This is a genomic window from Nocardia sp. FBN12 (assembly GCF_054031145.1).
Window position 1 is genome coordinate 470,663 of record NZ_CM132926.1, and the last position, 21,791, is coordinate 492,453.

Here is a 21,791-nt window from a genome sequence, read left to right on the forward strand (position 1 = left end):
ACTCGCCCCTCAGATCGCGGGAAGGTGTTGGGCGAAGCTGTCGGTGAGTTTGCGCGCCTCCTGGCATGGCGCTGGTGGCGAGGACGCGCTGACGCGGTTCAGCAGGCTGAACATAACCGACCCGTTCGGGACCTCTACGACGAGAGTGCAACTCAGGTCGTAGGTGGCTCCGGTCGGACGTAGCTGGAGCGCTGTGTGCGAGCCCACAGTGGTCTCGGTGAAGTCGGTGAAATCTGTCCGTGTCCGGGATTCGGCCAGCGTGTGTTCCGACGACATGATCGAAAACGTGTACTGCTTGGCCGAGTCCTGCCAGCTGCACGTCTTCCACCCAGTGAAGTCGACCCCAGCAACCTCGTTCTTCCGGGTGCCCGCGTTCAGTCCAACCCCGCTGACTGCCGAGTCCGGTATTGAACACGGATCCCACACCTTCGCCTCGGGATCTACCGAAGTGGGACTCGCCGCCACACTCACAGCACTCGACTGAGGACCAGCCGTCCCCTGCTCATCGCTCCCGCACCCCGCGACAGCCAACCCCACCGCCACGAGCACACCGATCACCCGAATCGCGCTACCTCGAACTGCCATGCCTTCGTCCCTCCCACAGAACCGGTGCTCGTTCATGGTCTCCCCGCTTCCGAGATCGTAGTCACGCCGATGCGCATCGCGAAAGGTCACGCCCTACTCCGCCGCGCAAGGTGAGGTCGCGGTCATCGAGAACCGCACTTCCTTCTTCGGCCCAACGTCGGTGTCGAGGGACGATGAGACGGTGTAGCCGCGTGGATCACGGTAGTACCGATCCGCGGGGACGGCGTCCGGTCGCTTGCTCGGTTCGAGAATGAATCCCCGTGCGGTCATCGATTCGAGGTTGGCCAGCGCACGGTCGATGAACTCCTGGGACGGGTTCACCTCCTCCTTTGTGATGCGCAGGTACCACGGCGGCCCTTCCGACATCATCGAGTCGTTGGTCCGGCAGCCGACGCCGGAATATGGCAGCGGGCCGCGTTTGATCGTCACCTGTTCCGGCCAGACGAGTTCGAGATTGCGCTCGACAATCGGACTCGCCTCGTCGACGGTCAGCCCCGTTGTGTCTTTGATCTCCTGGTTGGTCGGACCTCTGTCGATGAAGCCGCCGCACCCGGTCAGAGTCGTGGTGGCAAGTACCGCGAATGCGGTCATCATCCTCATTTGATGTCGATCTTTTCGCCGAGTTGCGGGTGGTCGGTGACGTGCGGGTTCGCGTATGGGTCGAGGTTCGGGTTGCCGAACGCATCCGCGAGTGCCGCGGCAGCGGCGGCCTTCGCGGCGTCGAAGCCTTCCTTGCCGCCATCACCGTTGTCGCCCAAACCGATGTCGACATACCGTGTTTCGATCCCACGTTCGACATAGGCTGTCGCGTTCGAGCCGTTGATGACGCCGACGATGTTCTCGAACGCTGTCGAGTTCCGATCGTCCCAGTAATCGCCGTGCCCGTCGCTTCCGAAGACGAGGTCGTTGCGGTGGTCCTTGGACTCGTCGCTGTAATAGCCGGTATCCAGGCGGGTCACGCCGGGTACTTCATCAGGATCGCCACCGAGAACGTCCGAAGCGTGCGGATTGCCGGGAAGATGAATCCCGCCGGGAGTGGTCAGCCCACCATCCGGATAGGACTGCACGACACCGATCAGATCGCCGGGCGCGGTCATCGAGTAGCGCTGAACATTCGGGTTCGGATTGTTCCAACCACCTTCGAACACACCGGTTCCCGCCGATGACGCATGGAGCACGCGGTCGGCGCGTAGGCCCAACTGTTCGGCCGATCCGACGATCGAGCCGCCATAGGAGTGGCCCACATAGGAAACCGGTGTTCCCGGTGCGGACGTTGCGACCTCTCTGTCGATTTCGCGACCGAAGTCGACCAGTCGGGGTGCCATATCCGCCGCGAATCGCGGACTCGGCGCACCGTCGGACAGACTTGTCAGACTCTGTGGGAAGTCACCTTCCATATAGAGGAATACCGGGCTCCCGGATTTGTCTGCGAGGTTCCAGGCGGCTACATGATTGGAACCGGAACCGTTCAGGTTCGTGCTGGTGCCGGGCACGTAGACACCGACACCAGGCGCACCCGACTTCATATCGCCGATCATCTCGATCATCCGACCGTTGCCCTCGGTGCTGAACATCACGAATTTGCGGTCGACCATGCCCAGCTGCGGTGTCGCGTCTTTGCCGGTCGCGGTGGCCGTATCCGTGTGAGCGTCCGCGACTTCCGGATTCGGGATGGGCGCCAGCATCGCTTCCAGTTGCTTGACCCGGGATTCGTCCCGATTCGGCTTGGCCTTCTCCTGGGTCAGCGCATTCCGGACGTTGATCTCGTTGGCCTCGATCCGCATCACGAACGGCACCCCGTTCAGGTTGCCCAGTTTCTCCGGAGCCGCGATCACCAGCTGACGTTGCGCTTCGGGACTCAACCCGGCCAGGAACGTCGCCCGATCATCCGGCGACATCGAGGCCAACTGAATGGCCACGGCGTCCGGATCCTGGACCGAACCGTCCGCGAGGGTGACGTCGGGTTGACCGTCGCGTATCGCGCCGAGGTCGCCCACCGACTCGCGCAGCCGCGCACCGAACAGATTGTCGAGGCGTTCGATCTCATCCAGCCCGCTCAACAGATTGAGCTGGAAAACCCCTGCGTCGCCTTCCTTTTCGGGATCGGGATGAGTCACCCGTCCGTCGGAAGCCACCGCGAAACCCTGCGCCGTCGCGAGGTTCTTCTGTTCCAGCACATAGGTTGTGGAGTGCTTCAAGCCCTGGTAGGCGTCATCGGCATCGTCAGCCACCCGCAGCAGTACGGTGCGCACCTCGTACCCGTGATCGACTTCCTCATCGATCCGCCGCGAGGCCGCGTCCTTGGTCTGTCCGTGCCAGCTGCCCGCCGCGGAGATCGCACGCGAGCAGTCGTCGACCGAGGTCGAGAGCACGTCGGCGTTGGCGCGGGCGGCTTCGGCGGCGCGGTGCAGGCCCTCGAGATTCCAGGTGTCGAGTTGGGGGATCGTGGGGCGCATCAGCGGGTACCGAGTTTCCCGATCTCGCCCGCGGTCTCGGCGTCGCGAGCCTGGATGTCGGCCGAGAACTTGTCGACGAGGTCGGCCAGCGTCGTGTAGCGGGTCGCGATCGAGTCCATCGCCTGCGATGCCGGGTCGGGCAGTCCGCGCACGGCGGCGAGCACATCGCTGCCGTCACCGGTCGCCTCGCCCGAAGTCGCCCAGTTCAGCGCGTCGACCTCGGCTGCCTCCCGGCGCCAGGCCGTCGCCATGGTCTTCAACTGATCGGGCTCGACGCCCAGGGTTCCACTCACGATGTCCCCTCCTTCGTCACCGAAGGACTACGCGTCCGGGTGGACCGGTCCCTTCGTGAAGGTTGGACGGAGCACGCGTAGTGAAGGTTCCATTATGTGATGTGAGTCACACCGAAGCGGTCTCGGCGGCGGCCCGGATGTGCACGCATTCGCGGCAGGTACCGAAGATCTCGAGAGTGTGGCTCACCTCGGTGAAGCCGTGATCGCTCGCGATCGCTTCCGCCCATGCTTCGACCGTCGGGCCCTCGACCTCGACGGTGCGCCCGCATCGGCGGCAGACCAGGTGGTGATGGTGGCCGCTCGAGCACTGGCGATAGACGGATTCGCCGGTGTCGGTGCGCAGCACGTCGACCATGCTCGCGTCGGCGAGCGACTGCAGGGTGCGGTAGACGGTGGTCAGGCCGATGTTCTCGCCGCGTTTGCGGAGCTCGTCGTGCAGTTCCTGGGCCGAACGGAACTCGTCGATATCGCTGAGCAGGGCCGAGATGGCGCTGCGCTGACGGGTGCTGCGAACACCGACCTGCTTCGCGGAGATGTTGTCTGCCAACGGTTTACCCTTCTTCGGCATGGGCGACGGCATCGACCACGATATGGGCCAGATGGTCGTCGACGAGTTCGTAGAGCACCTCGCGGCCCGAGCGTTCGCCGTGCACGACGCCCGCCGATTTGAGAATGCGCAGATGCTGGCTGACCAGCGGCTGGGTGACACCGAGGGCGTCGACCAGCTCGTGCACGCAGCGCGGCGACTCACGCAGTTGCAGCACGATGGCGATGCGGACCGGCGCGGCCAGTGCCCGCAGCAGCTCGCCCGCGTCCTCGAGTACCGTGCGCGACGGCACGGCGGCGGGGGCGGGGGAGTGGTACGGGTTGTGCGGGTGCGCGGGCGCGGCCTCGGTGGTCATGAACCAACTCCTTAATGGAAACAGATTCCATTTTGATATGCATAATTGCGCATGTCAAATGACGCGCCGCGCGGACACCTCGGCTGCTGCAAACCCACTGGACGCGTCCCGATACGCTGGACCCACTTACGTACGGTAGGCCGGATCGAACACCGGTACGGCATGCCGAACAATTCCGACTCGCAGTGGATGGAGAAATCTCGCGTGGCACCCAAGTCGAAGGTGGACACCGTTGCCAACCTCGCCAAGCGCCGGGGTCTGGTCTACCCGTGCGGTGAGATCTACGGAGGCACCAAGTCGGCGTGGGACTACGGTCCACTCGGCGTGGAACTGAAGGACAACATCAAGCGGCAGTGGTGGCGGACCATGGTCACCAGCCGCGACGACGTCGTCGGCCTCGATTCCTCGGTGATTCTGCCGCGTCAGGTCTGGGAGGCCTCGGGCCACGTGGCCACCTTCTCCGATCCGCTGGTCGAGTCGCTGCACACGCACAAGCGTTACCGCGCCGACCATCTCATCGAGGCCTACGAGGCCAAGCACGGCCACCCGCCCGCCAACGGCCTGGCCGACATCAACGATCCCGACACCGGCCAGCCCGGCAAGTGGACCGAGCCGCGCAACTTCTCCGGCCTGCTCAAGACCTACCTCGGCCCGGTGGACGACGAAGAGGGCATGCACTACCTGCGACCCGAGACCGCGCAGGGCATCTTCGTCAACTTCAAGAACGTGCAGGAGACCGCGCGCAAGAAGCCGCCGTTCGGCATCGCCCAGATCGGCAAGAGCTTCCGCAACGAGATCACGCCGGGCAACTTCATCTTCCGCACGCGCGAGTTCGAGCAGATGGAGATGGAGTTCTTCGTCAAGCCCGGCGAAGACGTCGAGTGGCACAAGTACTGGATCGACACCCGGCTGGCGTGGTACACCGATCTCGGTATCGACCCGGATAACCTGCGCCTGTTCGAGCACCCGAAGGAAAAGCTGTCGCACTACTCGGCGGGCACCACCGACATCGAGTACCGCTTCCGCTTCCAGGGCGGCGAATGGGGCGAGCTCGAGGGCATCGCCAACCGGACCGACTACGACCTCAAGACGCACTCGGAACACTCGAATGTCGACCTGAGCTACCGCGACCAGGCCACCGGTGACCGCTACACGCCGTACGTCATCGAGCCGGCCGCCGGTCTGACCCGTTCGCTGATGGCGTTCCTGGTCGACGCCTACACCGTCGACCAGGTGCCGACCGCGAAGGGCACCACCGAGGAGCGCATCAGCCTGCGTCTCGATCCGCGCCTCGCGCCGGTCAAGGCCGCGGTGCTGCCGCTCTCGCGCAACGCCGACCTGACCCCCAAGGCCAAGGACCTCGCCGCCCAGCTGCGCCGCAACTGGAACGTCGACTTCGACGACGCGGGTGCCATCGGCCGCCGCTACCGTCGTCAGGACGAGATCGGCACGCCGTTCTGCATCACGGTCGACTTCGACACCATCGACGACCAGGCAGTGACGATCCGCGAGCGCGACTCGATGGCCCAGGAGCGCATCGCCCTGGACAAGGTCGAGGCCTACCTCGCAGCCCGCCTCATCGGCGCCTGATTCGCCAGCCGTAAGGACCCGCACCGGATGTTCGGTGCGGGTCCTTACGCGTCCGCGCCCTGGACGGTTGATCGTGATGATCTCGAGCGAGCTGCGTTGATCACACTGTGTAGCTGACGGTTTGCGTTGGGGAGTCGTGTGCCTCACGATTTCCGGTGTGCTGTGGGAACCGGAAGACGTGGTGCGGGTGCTCGATCCGTCGGAGCAGCGATTCGTGCGGCATGCGACCTACACGGGGCGGTCGGTCACCGTGCTCGGCGAACTCGAGGCGGCCGCGCTCGGGGCGGCGTTCGCTGCCTTGCAGCAGGCGTATCCGATCCTGGTGTGCCGGATCGTCGAGGACGCCGACGAGAACGGAATCCTGTTGCGGCCCGGGCACATCGAGGCTGTCGGTGCGTGGGTGAGTTTCGGCGAGCCCGACGAGGTCAGGATCCCGACCGAGCCGATGGATCCCGGTGCTCAGCTGGCGTATCTGGATGTGGTTCTGGCAGAAGAGGATCGGGCCCGGGTCACGTTGTTCGTCCATCACGGTGTCGCCGATGCGGCGCATTGCGTCGAACTGTTCGCGCGGTTGTGGAGCTACTACACCGGCTATGTCGAGACCGGCGCGATCACCGTCGACGCCCACGAATACCCGGTGTCGCTGGAATCGCTGCTGGCGCACCGGGGCATCGAGCGCGGCCCACGATCGGGACTCGAGCTGGTGACGCGTCCGCTGGTGGTGGCCGATGCGGTGGGTGTCGTCGAACCGTCCCCGCCGTCGAGTCCGGCGCTGGCCAGACCCGCCCGCGTGCACCTCGATCCGGCCGAGACCGCGCGGGTGCTCGAGCTGGCGCGGGCTCAGGCGGTGAGTGTCAACGGGCTGGTCACGGCGGCGGCGGTGCGTGCGTTCGCCGCGGTGTACGGGGTGGCGTGGGTGGGATGTGTGTACCCGGTCGATCTGCGCAGGCGGCTCGACCCGCCGGTCGCCGCGGCCGGGGGAACCAACCTGTCGGGGCTGGCTGGCTTTGCCACCGGGTCGGCGGATACCGACGACCTCGTCGGACTGGCTCGGCGCATCGGCACGAGTCTGCACGACGATCTCGGCGCTGGTGTGATCGAACAGTCGGTGCTGCACTTTCCGGACTTCTTCGGCCCCGGCCGAATCCGTTCCACCGCAGGCCATATCGCCCTCACCAATACCGGAACGGTGCCCACCTTCCACGCCCCCGCCGGGCTGATCCTCGACGACTACGAGATCGTCTACCTCTCCGCACACCCCCGCCCGTCGACGGGGGCGTCCGCGGCCGTCACATTCCTCGTCTACACCTACCTCGGTCGACTGACCATCGGGCGGTTGGGCGGCGGCGCGCTCGCCGCCGAACTTCTGGATGCCATGGCATCGGAGCTGTCCTGGCCACCCGCCAGTCAGGAAGCCGCGACCGCCTGAGTTCGGCGGACCTGATTCGATCTGCGTCCGCAGCCGCCGGTGACGCGGCTCTCGCTCGCCGAGGGCCGGCGCGGCATCATCGCGGAGCGAGCGGCTCCTGCAGCTCGGTGACCCAGCTATCGGGGTCAGGTGTCCATTCCAGGGTGACCTCGCGACAGGGTGCGGAGGTGCGGTACCCGTTGTCCTCGACCCAGCGGCCGAAGGCCTGCCACGCCGCGCCGATTCCGCTCACATTCCCGCGATGGATCGTGCTCGCCACCTGTTCGAGCGCGGGCAGGTCGACGATCGTGAAGTCCGGCGCCGCATCGGGTTCCACAGTCACCGGCATGCACGCGTGCACGCCGACCGTGCCGTCGTCTCGCGGATCGTAATAGGCGATCGCGGGCCCCGCGATCGCGATCCCGGCTTCCGCCAGCCTGCCCGCCAGTTCGTCGAAGAGCGGCCCGATCACCGGGCCGATCGCCTCGGGTCCGAATCCCGATGCGCAGCTGGATGATTCGGCCACTCGCACCGCGGGCACCGACTTGATCACTACATCCTGATCGGGCATGACGCCCTCCTTCTCGATGATTCGGAGTCTCGATTCGATTTCGGTCAATCGCGAGCGGTCCGCCGCGATCCGCTGTTCCAACTCGGCTCGGCGCAAGGTGAGCATGCCGCGCAGTTCTGCCGCGTCGGGCCCCGGCTCGAGCATCCGGCCTACCTGTTCGAGAGTGAACCCGAGCTCTTTGAGCGCGACGAGCCGGTTGAGCCGAGCCAGTTGCGCCGCGGTATAGAACCGGTAGCCGGTGGCCGCGTCGACCCTGGCGGGCGGTAACAAACCCACTGCGTCGTAGTGGCGCAGCATGCGTACCGACACCTGACCGTGTCTGGCGAAATCTCCGATGCTGAACATGACGCCTTTCGGTGTACGTCCTCACACAGTGAGAGAGTCAAGTGCTCAGAATCTGCCGCCTCGGCTCACTCGTCGCGATCCCGACGAGCCGCCGTAGGATCCTGGCCGATACCCACCGCCGCCATAGCCTCCGCGCCGGGAACCGCCGCTCATCGCACCGCGGAGAAGCTCGTTCAGGAGGATTCCGCCTAGAACCGCGCCGGTCTGCGAGCCGCCGCCCGACATCGGCTGACGCGTCTCCCATGCCTGCACGCTGGCCTGTGCCTGCTGCATGGCCCGGCCGCCGAGGTCGGCCGCGGTCTGCGCGCTCACGAGTGCGCGTTCGGGGTCGCTACCCGCGAGCGCGCGGGCTTCGGCGAGGTGGCGTTGGGCTTCGGAGAGCCGGGTGCGCGCCTCCGCGTCGACGCCGCCACGCCGGGTGGTGATGAACGACGATGCCGCATCGATGCGCGCGGCCGCGTCGGTGAGGGTGCGATCGAGTCGGCGTCGTAGATCCTCCACGGCCAGTTTGCGGTCCGAGGCCGCGGCGATCGCCCGGTCCAGTTCGGCGTCGGCGGTGACCGCGTTGTGGAAAGCGCCGAGGGGGTCGGTGTCGGCGTTCGGAGCGTGGAGGGCCGCGGTTGCGGAGGTGACCGCGGCAGCCAGGTCGGCGCCGCCGAACTCGGTGAGACTCTCGGCGGAGCTCAGGTCCGCGCGTAGCTCGTCGAGAGCGGCGGGCAGACCATCTCGTGCCTGCTGAATATTCGTCGCGGCCTGGTCGACGGCGTCGAGCAGGGTCCTGGCCTGCCCGATCGCACCTTCGGCCGCGCGGATCGCCGCGACCGCACCGCCCTGCTGCCCGACGGGCCGCGTGAGTGCGGCGCGGGCGTTGTCGATGTTGGTCTGGGCGAAGGTGATTCGTTCGAGCGCCATACGCACGTTGTCGTGGATCGGCGCGATGACCGAGGGCGGGTAGGTCGAATCGAGCCGGACGAGTTCGGTTTCGGAGCCCGGCACGCGTGCGGTGAGGTCCACGATGTCGCGGGTGAGGCCGTCCAGCCGGGCGGGCGCGTCGATGAGCAGGTCGCGCATGGCGTCGAAATCGGTTACCTGCGCGTCGAGTTCGCGATCGGCCTTGCCCGCGGTGGCGAGGAGTTCGATGAGCATGGCGCGCTGCTGATCGGGGGTCTCCGGGATGGCGTCGTCGAGTTGCTGGCGCAGGGTGAAGGCCTTCACGGTGGCCGCATGGGCGGCGTCGAGCGCTGAGCGGAACGGGGTCACCGCGGTATCGCCGAATTCGCTGGTGGCCAAGGTCAATTCCTCGGCGCTCGTTCGCACGGCATCGTCGATCTCGACCAGTCGCTCGCGGGAGAGGGTATGCAAGGTCGGCAGCGACAGTTTCGCCAGCGCGGCCGAGTCGGTCGGGTCCACCTCGCGCGCGGTGGCTAGCTCGGCCCGGTCGCGGTCGCGACGACGCTTGCGCGAGAACAACATCAGACCACCGGCCACCACGACCACGGCCAGCACAAGGAGGATCAGCACACCCCACGGCACCCCACCACCACGCATCGCCGATCCGATCCTCTCGGCGGTGTCGACCGCTGCCTGCGCCCACTTCTGGTCGCGCAGAGCGGGTTCCACCGAACCCGCCAGAAGTGCGTCCAGCTCGGAGTCGCTCACGCCCTCGGGGAGGGTGCCGTGGAGCCAGTAGCCGCGGTCGTCGACGGCCACCGCGAACAGCAGGTCCCGATCGCTGAAGCCGGAGAGGGTGGCGGTGCGGTCGGCCCAGTCCTGCGGGGCCATCGACGCGAAGTCGCGCACGTAGATGACCCACAGCTTCACCTGGTGATCGCGGTACAACGTGTCGACCGCGTCGAGCACCTGGCTCTCGTCGGCCGCGCTCAGCACGCCGGCGGAGTCGACCAGCTGCGGACCCATCCGCGACGGCGGCTCCGCGACGGCTCCCGGCGCGCACAGGACGACGAGCGCGGCGATCATCGCCCCGATCATGGCCGAACTCTTCCTCGACAGCGGCATGTGTCGAATCTAACGCTCGAGACCGACACGGACACGACAGCGCGACGCGTGGCTTCTACGATCGGTGCATGGTCTCAGTCGATCGTCAGTACACCGGCCACGTCTCCGCGGGCGCGCACGCCCAGCAGCGCGATGTCCCCGGCGCCCGGATCGTGAAGATGTCCGTCGGCCCGATGGACAACAACACCTACCTGATCCAGAGCACCACCACCGGCGCCGCCGTGCTGATCGACGCCGCCAACGATGCCGAGCGCATCATCGAACTCACCACGCTCGAGACCCCCGGCCAGGTCGAACAGATCGTTACGACCCACCGCCACCCCGATCACTGGCAGGCACTGACCGAGGTAGCCAAATCCCTCGACGCCCCCACCGCCGCCCACGCCCTCGACGCCGACCACATCCCGGTCCGCCCCGACCGCCTCCTGGAAGACGGCGGCACCCTCGAAATCGGCGACCTCGCCCTGCGCATCATCCACCTGCGCGGTCACACCCCCGGCTCGATTGCCCTGGCCCTCACCGACGACGCAGGCCACACCCACCTCTTCACCGGCGATTCCCTGTTTCCGGGGGGTCTTGGGCGGACCACAAATCCCACCGACTTCGCTACCCTGTTCAGCGACGTGACCAGCAAGATCTTCGATCGTTGGCCTGATGACACCGTCGTCTACCCCGGCCACGGTGATGACACGACTCTAGGTGCTGAACGTCCCCACCTCACGGTCTGGCGTGACCGAGGCTGGTGACGTGGTCGAGTTTCGAATCGCCGCGGTGGTGAGCTGAACTGGGGCCTGTAGGACCCGTCAGCGCCCGGAACGCGGCGGCGACGTGGTCGATGCGCGCGTCCTCGAGTTCCGGGCGCGGATAGGTGGTGCGCAGAATCGCCTCGCCGTCCAACATGTGGATCAGCGAGGTGGCCAGCAGCCGGGCCGCCTCGGGCGCGACGTCGGGGGTCAGCACGCTGACCGCGAGCTCCTCCAATTCATCGTAGAGCTCCCGCAGCACCGGCGCGATCCGGAGCCGGAGCTCGGGCTCGGTGCGGGCGGCGACCAGCAGTTCCAGCCAGACGGTGTTGATGTCGCTGCGAATCTGCTTGCGCATCAAGTGCATCAGCGCAGCGAGGTCGACCGGGTGCGTGATGCTCTCCGGGATGCGCAGCTCGGCGACGACGGCCAGGTGCCGACGGCTGACCTCGCCCGCCGCCGCCACCACCAGGTCCATGCGCGAGTCGAAGTGCCGGAAGACGGCCGCCTTGGAAACCCCCGCACGACTGCTGATCTCACCGAGCGAGGTGCTGTGATAGCCCACCTGCTCGATCGCCTCGATGGTGGCCTCGACCAGTTTGGCGATGGTGGCGGCGCTGCGCTCGGCCTGTGTTCGTCGCGCGTTGGTCACTTACCCTCCGGCTCGCAGGAAACGACCGGTGCGCCGGACGCCGAGCGCCTCGGCGGGTTGCCCCTCGCCGAACACATACTGACCACCGACGAACACGGCCGAAACGGCTCTGTCGTTCCTGTTGACCATACGAGCCAGGTTGCCGTACATCGCGACGGGGGACTCGGCGTACGCGTCGAGCGAGTCGTCCAGGCCCGCCGGATCGACCACGACCAGGTCGGCGCGGTCGCCCGGGCGCAGATGCCCGGCTGCCACGCCGTACCAATCCGCGAGTTCGCCGGTGAGCCGATGCACCGCCTGTTCCAGGGTCATGAACGGACTCCCGGCCTGCTCGGCGCGGTGGACGCGGCGCAGGAAACGCAGCCCGAAGTTGTAGAAGGCCATGTTCCGCAGGTGCGCGCCTGCGTCCGAGAAGCCCAGCTGCACACCGGGATCGACGCTGAGCCGGTTCAGGATCTCGGGCCGGTGATTGGAGATCGTGGTGCGCCAGCGCATCTTGGTGCCGTGCTCGACCACCAGGTCAAGGAAGCCGTCGACCGGATGCACGCCGCCCCGGTCCACGCCGACCTCGCCGAAGGTCTTGCCGACGACACTTTCGTCCGGGCAGGCCACGATCTCGGCGTCGAAGAAATCCCGGTGCCAGACCCGGATGCCGAACTTGGCGTCGTAGTCCTTGCGGAAGCGGCGGCGATAGGCCTCGTCGCGCATCAGCGCGTTGCGCTCGACCTGGTCGGCCAGGTGCAGTGCGGCCGCCCCGGACCCGAACTCCTCGAAGATGACCAGGTCTATGCCGTCGGCGTAGACCTCGAAGGGCACCGGCAGATGCTGCCAGCGGAAATCACCGTTGAGCGCGTTCACCGCGCGGGCGAGGCCGCTCATCAGGTAGACGATGAGCGGGCTGGCCTTGAGGTCGGCGGCCGAGATCAGCGTGGTCTTGAGCCGTTTGCGGAACAGGCCAGCGCTGGCGAAGATCATCGCGGCCAGCCGCGGCGGATTCTTGATGTCGGGCCCGCCCTGCAGCAGTCGGCCGCGCCGGCGCAGAATCGCGTTGAGCCGCCGCCGTTCCCGCCAACCGGCATAGGTCGAGGGCAGCGTCCGAGAGCGCGCGACCTCGCCGTCGAGCTTGTCGAACAGCAGCTGCTGCGCCGACATGCCGACGAACCCGGCGTCCAGCGCCTCGGTCAGCCAGGCCTCCATCCGCGCCTGTTCGGCGCGCGTCGGCCGCACGTCCTTGCGGGTCGCGCGGTCCAGGCCCATGGCGGCGGCCCGGATATCCGAATGTCCGATCATGGCAGCCAGATTCGGCCCCAGCGGCAGGCCCTCGAGGGCTTCGGCGTATTCGCGCGCCGAGCTCCAGGACTTGACCTCCTCGACGGTGCCGATGACGTGCGGTCGCGGAATCGCCTCGACGCGGCCGAACAGATCACCAGCGTCGGTGGGCTCGACGTGCACCGTCGACAGTGAGCAGGACCCGAGCACGATGGTGGTCATGCCGTGCCGCACGGATTCGGCCAGCGCCGGCTCTTTCAGCACCTCGACGTCGTAGTGCGTGTGGATGTCCAGCATGCCGGGCAGCACCCATTTACCTTCGGCGGCAACGACATTCGGGCAACCCGTTTCGTCCAGCGGGTCCGCCGAGACCGTGACGACACGATCTTCCCGCAGGCCGAGGTGGCGAATGGCGGACGGGGAACCGGCGCCGTCGAACCAGCGGCCGCCTCTGATGATCGTGTCATAGCTCACAGATAACATTGCAACCGATCGGTCACAAAGTGTCAAGAGGTGGCAAACTCCTCGACCGCTACACCGTCGTCTACCCGGGCCACGGCGACGACACCATCCTCGGCGCCGACCGCGCGAACCTGCCCGAATGGTGTGCGCGGGGCTGGTGAATCAGCGCAGGGTTCCAGCTGACCATCGCGCGAGCGGCAGCGTCCAAGACCGATCCGGATACCGGCCCGGTGGTGCGCACCGTCCACGAATGTCAGCAGGCGGTCCTGTGGAATGGCACCGTCGGGCTGACGCCGGTCGGCCATCCGGTACCGGACGGGCTCGTGGTGGTTCCGCTCGTCGACAAACCGCCGAGCAGTCTCGTGCTGGCCTGGAACAACGACAGCCCGCTGATCCGCTCGTTCATCGATATCGCCGCGACGATCTCGTTGGCACCGGCCGGTAGTTCACCGGAACGGAATCCGGTGGTGACCGCTGACCCCGCGGCGCGTCGGACCGACCTGGCAGACTGACGAAGGTGAAATCGGGTTTCTCGCGAACGGCCGCGCCCGCCCCGGATGTCAGGCATCCGCGCGGGCTGGTGTCGACGGTCTCGGTGTGGTTCGTCCGGTTGATCGTCGGGGCGGTCCTGATGGGGGTGGTGCTGGTCGCCGGGACCGCGTTCCGGGTGTGGCAAGTCGCGCGGATCGACGACTACACCCCGGCGAACGCGATCGTGGTGCTCGGCGCGGCGCAGTATTCGGGGACGCCGTCGTCGGTTTTCGAGGCGCGGTTGTATCAGGCGTGGCGGCTCTACGAAGCCGGGGTGGCACCCACGGTGATCACCGTCGGCGGCAAGCAGGAGGGCGACCTCTACACCGAAGCCGCCTCGGGCAAACAGTATTTGGAGGACAAGGGCGTCCCGAGCGAGAACATCCTCGCGGTGGAGACCGGGTCCGACACGCTGCGCAGCATCGAGGCGGTGGCGGCGGCGATGGGGGAGCGCGACATGTCATCGGCCGTACTCGTGAGCGATCCGTGGCATTCACTGCGAACCAGGACGATGGCTCGCGACGCCGGTCTGGAAGCGTGGACCGCACCCACCCGCACCGGTCCGGCCGTCTACACGAGGGAGTCGCAGTTCCACGGCATCGCCCGCGAAACCGGCGCGCTGCTCTGGTACCAGCTCACTCATTTCTCGGCAGACTTCTCTTATGAGGCGGGACAGTGAGATGACAGAGACCTATACCCCGCACGACCAGGAACGCATGGTCCACGAGCCGGGTAAGACCGCATGGCCCGGCGCCGCGGACAAGGGTCATCGCAGTGAGTTCTCCCGCGATCGCGCCCGCGTGCTGCATTCCGCCGCGTTGCGTCGTCTCGCCGACAAGACCCAGGTCATGGGCCCGCGCGAAGGCGATACCCCGCGCACCCGCCTCACTCACTCCCTCGAAGTGGCCCAGATCGGGCGCAGCATCGCCGACGGCGTCGGCGCCGACCCCGACCTCGTCGACCTGGCAGGCCTCGCCCACGACATCGGCCACCCGCCCTACGGTCACAACGGCGAGCGCGCGCTCGACGAATTCGCCGACGCCTACGGCGGTTTCGAAGGTAATGCCCAGAACCTGCGCATCCTCACCCGCCTCGAGCCCAAGGTCCTCGACGCAGACGGCGAAAGCTTCGGGCTCAACCTGACTCGCGCGGCGCTGGACGCGACCCTCAAGTACCCGTGGGGCAGAAGCGGTTCCGGCACCAAGTTCGGCGCCTACGACGACGATCTAGAGCGCCTGGCCTGGGTGCGCAAAGACGCGCCCGACCGCAAACAGAGCCTGGAATGCCAGATCATGGACTGGTCCGACGACGTCGCCTACTCGGTGCACGACGTGGAGGACGGCGTGATCGTCGGCCGCATCGACCTGCGCGCCCTCGCCGACCCGGCCGAACAGGCCGCGCTCGCCGAACAGGGCCACGGCCAGCACCCCGACCAGTCGATCGAGGCACTCGCCGCCGCCGCGCAACGGCTCTCCGAACTCGACATCGTGGCCGACGCCGCCACCTATGACGGCAGCTTCACCAGCTCGGTGGCCCTGAAACGACTCACCAGCGAGCTGGTCGGCCGCTTCGCCACCGCCGCGATCTCGGCCACCCACGCGCGCTACGGCGAAGGCCCGCTCAGCCGCTACGAGGCCGACCTGATCGTGCCGCCGATCGTGGCCGCCGAGGTCGCCGTCCTCAAGACCGTGGCGCTGCGCTACGTGCGCTCCGACCCCGGCCACCTCGCCCGCCAGCAGACCCAGCGCGACCGCGTGCAGGCCGTCGCCGACCGCCTGCTCACCACCGCGCCCGCCCACCTCGACGATCAGCTGCTGCCCTGGTTCAACGCCGCCACCACCGAGGTCGCCCGGGTGCGGGTGGTGATCGACCAGATCGCCTCCTACACCGAGAGCCGCTTCGAACGCGTCGCCGCCTCGCTGGACTGCCGCTGAGCGGACCCGACTAGACTCGTTCACCGTGGCCGGACGAATCCCAGATCGCGATATCGCGGCGATCCGTGAACGTGTCCGGATCGAAGATGTAGTCGGTGAGTACGTGGCGCTCAAGCGCGCGGGCGCCGACTCGATCAAAGGTCTGTGCCCGTTCCACGACGAGAAATCACCCTCGTTCCATGTGCGGCCCAACCACGGGTTGTTCCACTGCTTCGGTTGCGGCGAGGGCGGCGACGTCTACAAGTTCCTGCAGCAGATGGAACACATCGGTTTCGTCGAGGCCGTCGAGCAGATGGCCGACCGCATCGGCTACCAGATCAACTACGAGGGTGGCGGCACCTCGGTGCAGCGCGATCGCGGCACCCGTTCGCGGCTGGTCGCGGCCAATGCCGCCGCGCACGAGTACTACGTGGGATTGCTGCACGAACCCGAGGCCGAGGCCGCGCGCAAGTATCTGACCGACCGCAACTTCGACAAGGCAGCGTGGCAGCAGTTCGGCTGCGGTTACGCGCCCGCGGGCTGGGACGGCCTGACAAAACACTTGCAGCGCTTGGGTTTCGAATTCAAGGAGCTGGAAGCGGCCGGGCTGTCCAAGCAGGGCAAGCGCGGTCCGATCGACCGGTTCCATCGGCGCCTGCTGTGGCCGATCCGCAACCTCGGTGGCGAGGTGATCGGGTTCGGCGCGCGCAAGCTGTTCGACGACGACACCATGCCCGGCAAGTACGTGAACACCCCGGAGACGTTGCTGTACAAGAAGTCTCAGGTGCTGTTCGGTCTCGACCACGCCAAGCGCGACATCTCCAAGGGGCATCAGGCCGTGGTCGTCGAGGGCTACACCGACGTCATGGCCATGCACCTGGCCGGCGTGAAAACGGCAGTCGCGTCCTGCGGCACCGCATTCGGCGAAGAGCACCTGCAGGTACTGCGCAGGCTGCTGATGGACGACAACTTCTGGCGCGGCGAGATCATCTACACCTTCGACGGTGACGCGGCCGGGCAGGCCGCGGCGTTGAAGGCGTTCAGCGGCGACCAGCGGCTGGCCGGGCAGACCTATATCGCTGTCGCGCCCGACGGCCAGGATCCGTGTGAGCTGCGTCAGCACTCCGGTGACAGTGCCGTCCGTGATCTGGTGGCGCGGCGAACTCCCCTGTACGAGTTCGTGATTCGCGGATTGCTCGCCGAACACAATCTCGACGATGTCGAGGGCCGGGTCGAGGCGTTGCGCCGTACGGTGCCCGTGGTGGCGCAGATCAAGGACAACGCCACCCGCAAGGGGTACGCCACCAAGCTGGCCGGTTGGGTCGGCTGGGACGACATCCAGCTGGTCGTGCGCCGGGTCGGTGAAGAGGCGAAGAAGAACCGGATGGGCGGCAACGCCACCCCGGCGTTGAAGCAGGGCGCTGCGGCGATTCCCGCGCCACGCGTCGAGGAGAGCTCCTCGGTGCGACCTGCCCCCAACGATCCGGTCCTCTACGCCCAACGCCAATCCCTCAGCGCCGCACTGCAATATCCCGGCATCGCGGGCGTGTCCTTCGACGCCATCGACGCCGCCGCCTTCACCCACCCCGCCTACGTGGCCGTACGCATCATGATCGCCCAGGCGGGCGGCACGGCAGCGGGTCTCAGCGGCGCCGAATGGGTCGCCGCCGTCGCCGACCACACCGACGACCTGATGATCCGCGCCCTGGTCTCCGAACTGGCCAACGAGCAGCTCCCGGTCCGCTCACAGAACGACACCCCCCGCTTCGTCACCGCCATCCTCGCCCGCACCCAGGAGGCCTGGGTCGGCCGCCAGATCGCCGAGCTCAAATCGAAGCTGCAGCGACTGTCCGCCAGCGAGGAACCCGACACCTACATGACGCTGTTCGGCGACCTGGTGGCGCTGGAGCAGTACCGCAAGAGCCTCGCGGCCCAGGCGATGGGCAGCGAGGGTTACGCAGCCGGGGCCTGACAACGGGTCACACTTTGGTGGCTTCGGTGAGAGTGCGGCTGGAGTACGCGACGAACGGCCCCTCCTGCTCGATTCGATCGTGCAGCCGTCGCAATTGATCGCGGTAGGCATCGACGGTGAACCCGGGCACCATCCAGATCACCTTGCGCAGGAAATACACCACCGCGCCGATGTCGTCGAACTCGATCCGCAGGCGCTCGGTCCGCTGGTCGGTGATCTCCAGCCCCGCAGCTCGCGCGGCAGCGGCTTCATCGTCGGGATGGCGCGCGCGCCGCGCTTCCGGTTGCGGACCGTGGAAATACTCGACCAGCTCGAACACACTGGCCGGCCCGACGTGCTGCGCGAAATACGTTCCACCCGACTGGAGTACGCGGGCGATCTCGGCCCACCAGATCGTGGCCGGATGCCGACTGGTGACCAGATCGAACGCCTCATCGGCAAACGGCAACGGCGGCTCGTCGGGCGCGGCGACGACGACCACGCCGCGCGGGTGCAGCAATCTGGTCGCCTTGGCAACGTTGGGAGCCCATGACTCGGTGGCAACCATGGTCCGCGGAAACAACTCTGCCCCGGCCAGAACTTCGCCCCCACCGGTCTGAATATCCAGCGCGGCGGAAGCGTTCTTCAGCCGACCACTCATCAGCCGCTGATACCCCCACGAAGGCCGCGCTTCACCGGCTCGCCCATCGAGCCAAGAGAAATCCCACCCCTCCACAGAAGCCGTGGTCGCCTCGTCAATCAGATCCTCGAATGTCCGTCCCATGTGAAATCACTATGCCAGCGACGGGTGGTCGACAATTTCGTCGAGATGCGGGTGAATGCCTGTCCCGACGGGTCGTCGCAGGTTCGCGCCCTCCTTGGGAACGCGGGTGATCTGACCGGATCCGCTTGTGACGGCTGAGCCTGTCGATCGCCGCGGCTCCTGTACGGCCTAGGTATGTGACGGACTGTAGAGGGGCCAGACAACCAGAGACGGTGAGCAGGGCTGCGGACCTGTAGCGCGCCGAAACATGTTGGTGCGCTGCCACTTCCGGCAGTGGAGTTAGCCGGAAGCTCCGCTCGGGACATGGTGGATCCTCGGCCGATCCGGTACTGTCCGATCGTAATCTCGGCGATCGGACGAGCGATCCACATCCTCTACGACCGCGAGCCGCACGGCGACAGCTCATCACGCTCGCTGCCGGGCTGACGTACCATCCAGCGGGCAGTTGCCCTACCAGGGGGATCGACTTCGAATGGGAATATTGCGACTTCGGGGGCAGCGTACAACCTTCCAAACAATCACTTCGCGGGACCGATCGTGACCGAACTCTCGGTCGAGGCGGCTCGGCTCTACGGGTTCAGGTTGGATCTACTGGACGTCGGAGCGAACCTTTCCTCCAATGCCTCGCGTCTGATGCCCGAGATCAGATTGCCAGAAGGATCATCGGGACTTCTCGCTGAGCTAACGCCGCCACTGGCAAGATTTCATTCCTCGGTCGAGGCTGGGCAGCGTGCAGACCTCACTGCGATTCAAGGTCTCGCTGATGGGCTGTCGACGGCGGCATCTGGATTCCAAACGACAGACCAGGAATACGCAAACGATCTAGCTGACATCGGCGGGCAAACCCGCCCCGCTGGTCAGTCGGCCGACATCGAACCCGTTCGATATACCTCCCTGCAGCTGCCGGTACTCACCAACACCGAACCAGTTCAGTACTCGGTCCGTCAAACAGTAACTGCGGCTATTGATTCGATCTCGTGTTATGACGACGCGATCATGGCTGCGGTCGGTGTCAAGCCGGCAGCGGACTACCTGTCTCCGCTCGAAGCCGACTGGGAGTCTTTGAAGGCTGTCGGCAAGCAAGTACGGCTCCTCGGGATCAACGACTTTGTCGCATCCGAGAACCTATCCGGCGGTACGAGGTGGCTCCGGACTGACTGGTCCGGCGATGCTGCGCTGGCGTTCGAGTCGGGTGCGGGCACCTCCTCGAAGTCGTTGACCGAGCGCAGCGACGATATGGAGGCCGTCGGTCAGATTCTCGAGGCAGCTGCAGCCCTGCTGGAGCGTCTCGTATTCAACCAGGCCGCGGGACTCAGCGGCGGTCTGGCTGCATCGATCACGCTGCTCGATTTTACGTTTCCCTTGGGGACTTGGGCTCGAGCGCTGGCTGAACCGATCGAGGAGTCGCTGCGTTCGAAGATCTCATCCGAACTCGATGCCCTCCTCGCGGCCGCTAAGTCTCGCCAGGACCAAATCCGGACAGCGATCGGGCAGGTATCCCAGGCGTTGGAATATACGCCAGGTCGCGCAGCTCCTGTATTTTCATCCAGCGATTTCATCGCCCCGGCCCGCGCCGTCGCGGATATGAGAGTTCGTCGATACGGTTACAGCAACAACGTATGGTGGGAGAACAGCCTTGCATCCGCCGCCTGATCCGCCGAAGAAGAACCAGGCCGCCTATGGCTCACGTACGGGCATTACGGACAAGATTGAGGCCAGAACCTACAAGGTTGTTGACGCCTTTATCGCTATGCAGTATTTCGAGAAGGCTGGATACTCCTTTTCGGCGGACCTCCTGAAGTTCTACCTGTCCAACCCTGGTCCGAATTCGGACTTCACGATCAAATCGGAGCACTTTCAGAAGGCGGTAAATACCGAGAATGTCAAGTACTTCGTTTCGCGGTGTCTCGACAATATAATTGACCAGGCAAGGCTGGACCCGCAGGTGGGGATCGTTCGTGAGCTCACCTCTGGCTGGGAAGGTGCCGGTCCGACAGAGGATTCGGATGTCAAGTTCGGGATCGGGCATTTCGATGTTTCAGTCGGAAGCGACACAGTTGTACGTTCCGCGGACGATGGCCTGCGCGCCGAAGTGAGCTATAAGGTATACATTTGGGACTACTACAACTTCGAAGCGGAGACCTGGATGCCGTTCGGCAACGTCAAGGAGAATATTGCGAACGATATCGGATCACATATGCGTGAGCTCGAGGAATTCGGATGGGCGCGAAGTTATGTGGCACGCGGACAGTCCGAGACCGTCCAGACATGGGTCCAGATGCTGTGAAGCGAAAGACTGATGGGGTAGTTGTTGCTACTGTGGTCGTACTGTATGCATGCGTGACGGGGGGCTGCGCGAGCCAAGATTCAGATCTCCGTGCTCTTGAATCGTGTGGCTCCTTGCGGTTTCCGGCGGGCACCGAACTCGCGGAGTATGAAAACCAGACGGCCTTTGGGGACGAGGTCATGGTTGCGGTCGTTGAAGTTCCTGCGAGTGAATTTAATGAGTTCAAAATAGGCTCAAATATCGACCGATTCAATCCCGGTGTGCCGGAATCTTGGAAATATTACTGGCGTAACACAGAGAATTTTCCTGCGCTCGGATCGCAGCGTGCTGAACACGTCGATGAAGGGGGTGTTTCTCAGACTCGATGGGTTGCACATTCGAGCGAGGGCGCATCCGATCTGGTCTTTATCCGGGCCGCCTGTTGACCTCGATCTATTTCGCGACCGGTGTTCTGGTCTGATCGGGTTCGGGCGTCGTCTGGATAAGCACCCAGACTCGACGCCGACGCGACCGCTATCCTGCTTACTTCTCGACTCGATCGCCGTCACGTCCACAGGCGACAATCTTGCTGCAATCGCCGAACTCTATGCACCTGCCGAACTTATGGTGCCTTCCGAACTCGTCTGATAGCGCATCGGACTGTGCTCGGTCAGTCAGTAGAGAGCGCATTCTCATGGCTTGAGGGCTGCTTGCCCTTTGAGAGCCTCCTCGCCGTCGAGTTCGAGGTCGTTGACGCGGGACGAAAGTACGGGTTAGCACGAAGAAGGCCTCTGACCATTTTACCTGGTCAGAGGCCTCCCTTAGGCTCCCGATCTGGACTCGAACCAGAAACCTGACGTTTGAATTCCGTTGTGCCCCAATATTTCTCATCGATCCCCAATAGACCCGATCATTTGCGGATTCGTCGTTGAAGGTGTTCCCGCTGTATCCCAACCGTTCCCGCTACTACCCGTTGAATCCGTGTTGTTTCCGTGTTGTGGGTCGAGTCAGCCTGTGTCGAACAGCCATGTCGAGTGGCGCACCTGCGAGCCTC

General features: G+C 65.6%; 21 protein-coding genes and 1 pseudogene. 11 read left to right on the forward strand and 11 right to left on the reverse strand.

Annotation, left to right across the window (positions count from 1 at the left end):
• Positions 1–9: 9 nt before the first annotated feature.
• The 6 genes from ACWZHB_RS02495 to ACWZHB_RS02520 all read right to left on the reverse strand — a co-directional run bounded on the left by ACWZHB_RS02495 (position 10) and on the right by ACWZHB_RS02520 (position 4,236).
• On the reverse strand, positions 10–621 hold the full coding sequence (locus ACWZHB_RS02495) for a DUF3558 domain-containing protein (protein WP_427909057.1): 612 nt from the start codon (positions 619–621) through the stop codon (positions 10–12).
• A 57-nt stretch (positions 622–678) separates the two neighbouring features.
• Positions 679–1,176, reverse strand: coding sequence for a hypothetical protein (locus ACWZHB_RS02500; RefSeq protein ID WP_427906314.1), 498 nt, complete (start codon positions 1,174–1,176; stop codon positions 679–681).
• Positions 1,177–1,181: 5 nt separating this feature from the next.
• Positions 1,182–3,041, reverse strand: a complete 1,860-nt coding sequence (locus tag ACWZHB_RS02505; protein WP_427906315.1) for an alpha/beta hydrolase family protein — start codon at positions 3,039–3,041, stop codon at positions 1,182–1,184.
• Positions 3,041–3,334: a type VII secretion target gene (locus ACWZHB_RS02510; RefSeq protein WP_427906316.1), complete on the reverse strand. Its 294-nt coding sequence runs from the start codon at positions 3,332–3,334 to the stop codon at positions 3,041–3,043. Before ACWZHB_RS02510 ends, ACWZHB_RS02505 begins: the two co-directional genes overlap by 1 nt.
• 106 nt (positions 3,335–3,440) lie before the next feature.
• Positions 3,441–3,881 (reverse strand): Fur family transcriptional regulator, encoded by a 441-nt coding sequence (locus ACWZHB_RS02515; protein ID WP_427906317.1) that lies wholly within the window; start codon positions 3,879–3,881, stop codon positions 3,441–3,443.
• Between the two features lie 4 nt (positions 3,882–3,885).
• Complete coding sequence (locus ACWZHB_RS02520; protein ID WP_067456316.1) at positions 3,886–4,236, reverse strand: ArsR/SmtB family transcription factor; 351 nt, start codon at positions 4,234–4,236, stop codon at positions 3,886–3,888.
• Positions 4,237–4,425: 189 nt separating this feature from the next.
• On the opposite strand from ACWZHB_RS02520, the gene ACWZHB_RS02525 reads away from it, so the two are divergent.
• Both ACWZHB_RS02525 and ACWZHB_RS02530 read left to right on the forward strand, forming a co-directional pair.
• Positions 4,426–5,826, forward strand: a complete 1,401-nt coding sequence (locus ACWZHB_RS02525; protein ID WP_427909058.1) for a glycine--tRNA ligase — start codon at positions 4,426–4,428, stop codon at positions 5,824–5,826.
• A 157-nt stretch (positions 5,827–5,983) separates the two neighbouring features.
• Positions 5,984–7,255: a phthiocerol/phthiodiolone dimycocerosyl transferase family protein gene (locus ACWZHB_RS02530; RefSeq protein WP_427906318.1), complete on the forward strand. Its 1,272-nt coding sequence runs from the start codon at positions 5,984–5,986 to the stop codon at positions 7,253–7,255.
• 76 nt (positions 7,256–7,331) lie between these two features.
• Here ACWZHB_RS02530 and ACWZHB_RS02535 read toward each other — a convergent pair whose 3' ends face one another.
• Together ACWZHB_RS02535 and ACWZHB_RS02540 are read right to left on the reverse strand one after the other, a co-directional pair.
• Positions 7,332–8,150, reverse strand: coding sequence for a MerR family transcriptional regulator (locus ACWZHB_RS02535; protein WP_427906319.1), 819 nt, complete (start codon positions 8,148–8,150; stop codon positions 7,332–7,334).
• A gap of 45 nt (positions 8,151–8,195) precedes the next feature.
• Positions 8,196–10,166 (reverse strand): TPM domain-containing protein, encoded by a 1,971-nt coding sequence (locus ACWZHB_RS02540; RefSeq protein WP_427906320.1) that lies wholly within the window; start codon positions 10,164–10,166, stop codon positions 8,196–8,198.
• Positions 10,167–10,234: 68 nt separating this feature from the next.
• On the opposite strand from ACWZHB_RS02540, the gene ACWZHB_RS02545 reads away from it, so the two are divergent.
• Positions 10,235–10,912, forward strand: a complete 678-nt coding sequence (locus tag ACWZHB_RS02545) for an MBL fold metallo-hydrolase (protein ID WP_427906321.1) — start codon at positions 10,235–10,237, stop codon at positions 10,910–10,912.
• Here ACWZHB_RS02545 and ACWZHB_RS02550 read toward each other — a convergent pair.
• Together ACWZHB_RS02550 and ACWZHB_RS02555 are read right to left on the reverse strand one after the other, a co-directional pair.
• The gene (locus tag ACWZHB_RS02550) at positions 10,884–11,561 is read right to left on the reverse strand and encodes a TetR/AcrR family transcriptional regulator (protein ID WP_427906322.1); all 678 of its coding nucleotides are present in this window, start codon (positions 11,559–11,561) and stop codon (positions 10,884–10,886) included. The genes ACWZHB_RS02545 and ACWZHB_RS02550 overlap by 29 nt on opposite strands.
• Positions 11,562–13,304 carry an N-acyl-D-amino-acid deacylase family protein gene (locus tag ACWZHB_RS02555; RefSeq protein ID WP_427906323.1) on the reverse strand — a complete coding sequence of 581 codons (1,743 nt, stop codon included), beginning with the start codon at positions 13,302–13,304 and terminating at the stop codon, positions 11,562–11,564.
• Between the two features lie 44 nt (positions 13,305–13,348).
• On the opposite strand from ACWZHB_RS02555, the pseudogene ACWZHB_RS02560 reads away from it, so the two are divergent.
• The 5 genes and pseudogenes from ACWZHB_RS02560 to dnaG form a co-directional block, all read left to right on the forward strand.
• Positions 13,349–13,453, forward strand: a pseudogene (locus ACWZHB_RS02560) (MBL fold metallo-hydrolase); the annotation flags it as partial.
• Between the two features lie 72 nt (positions 13,454–13,525).
• Positions 13,526–13,804, forward strand: a complete 279-nt coding sequence (locus tag ACWZHB_RS02565; RefSeq protein WP_427906324.1) for a type 2 periplasmic-binding domain-containing protein — start codon at positions 13,526–13,528, stop codon at positions 13,802–13,804.
• Between the two features lie 119 nt (positions 13,805–13,923).
• Positions 13,924–14,502: a YdcF family protein gene (locus ACWZHB_RS02570; protein WP_427909059.1), complete on the forward strand. Its 579-nt coding sequence runs from the start codon at positions 13,924–13,926 to the stop codon at positions 14,500–14,502.
• A 1-nt stretch (position 14,503) separates the two neighbouring features.
• Complete coding sequence (locus ACWZHB_RS02575) at positions 14,504–15,757, forward strand: deoxyguanosinetriphosphate triphosphohydrolase (RefSeq protein WP_427906325.1); 1,254 nt, start codon at positions 14,504–14,506, stop codon at positions 15,755–15,757.
• A 25-nt stretch (positions 15,758–15,782) separates the two neighbouring features.
• Positions 15,783–17,708 (forward strand): DNA primase, encoded by a 1,926-nt coding sequence (dnaG, locus tag ACWZHB_RS02580; protein WP_427906326.1) that lies wholly within the window; start codon positions 15,783–15,785, stop codon positions 17,706–17,708.
• A 7-nt stretch (positions 17,709–17,715) separates the two neighbouring features.
• On the opposite strand, the gene ACWZHB_RS02585 is transcribed toward dnaG, so the two are convergent.
• Positions 17,716–18,471, reverse strand: coding sequence for a class I SAM-dependent methyltransferase (locus ACWZHB_RS02585; protein WP_427906327.1), 756 nt, complete (start codon positions 18,469–18,471; stop codon positions 17,716–17,718).
• Between the two features lie 537 nt (positions 18,472–19,008).
• On the opposite strand from ACWZHB_RS02585, the gene ACWZHB_RS02590 reads away from it, so the two are divergent.
• Genes ACWZHB_RS02590 through ACWZHB_RS02600 form a run of 3 tightly spaced genes read left to right on the forward strand, consistent with a single transcriptional unit; the run spans position 19,009 to position 21,183 of the window.
• Entirely contained in the window at positions 19,009–20,124 is a 1,116-nt protein-coding gene (locus ACWZHB_RS02590; RefSeq protein ID WP_427906328.1) for a hypothetical protein, read from the forward strand.
• Positions 20,108–20,758, forward strand: coding sequence for a hypothetical protein (locus ACWZHB_RS02595; protein ID WP_427906329.1), 651 nt, complete (start codon positions 20,108–20,110; stop codon positions 20,756–20,758). Before ACWZHB_RS02590 ends, ACWZHB_RS02595 begins: the two co-directional genes overlap by 17 nt.
• The gene (locus ACWZHB_RS02600; RefSeq protein WP_427906330.1) at positions 20,740–21,183 is read left to right on the forward strand and encodes a hypothetical protein; all 444 of its coding nucleotides are present in this window, start codon (positions 20,740–20,742) and stop codon (positions 21,181–21,183) included. The genes ACWZHB_RS02595 and ACWZHB_RS02600 overlap by 19 nt, the downstream gene beginning before the upstream one ends.
• Positions 21,184–21,791 lie beyond the last annotated feature (608 nt).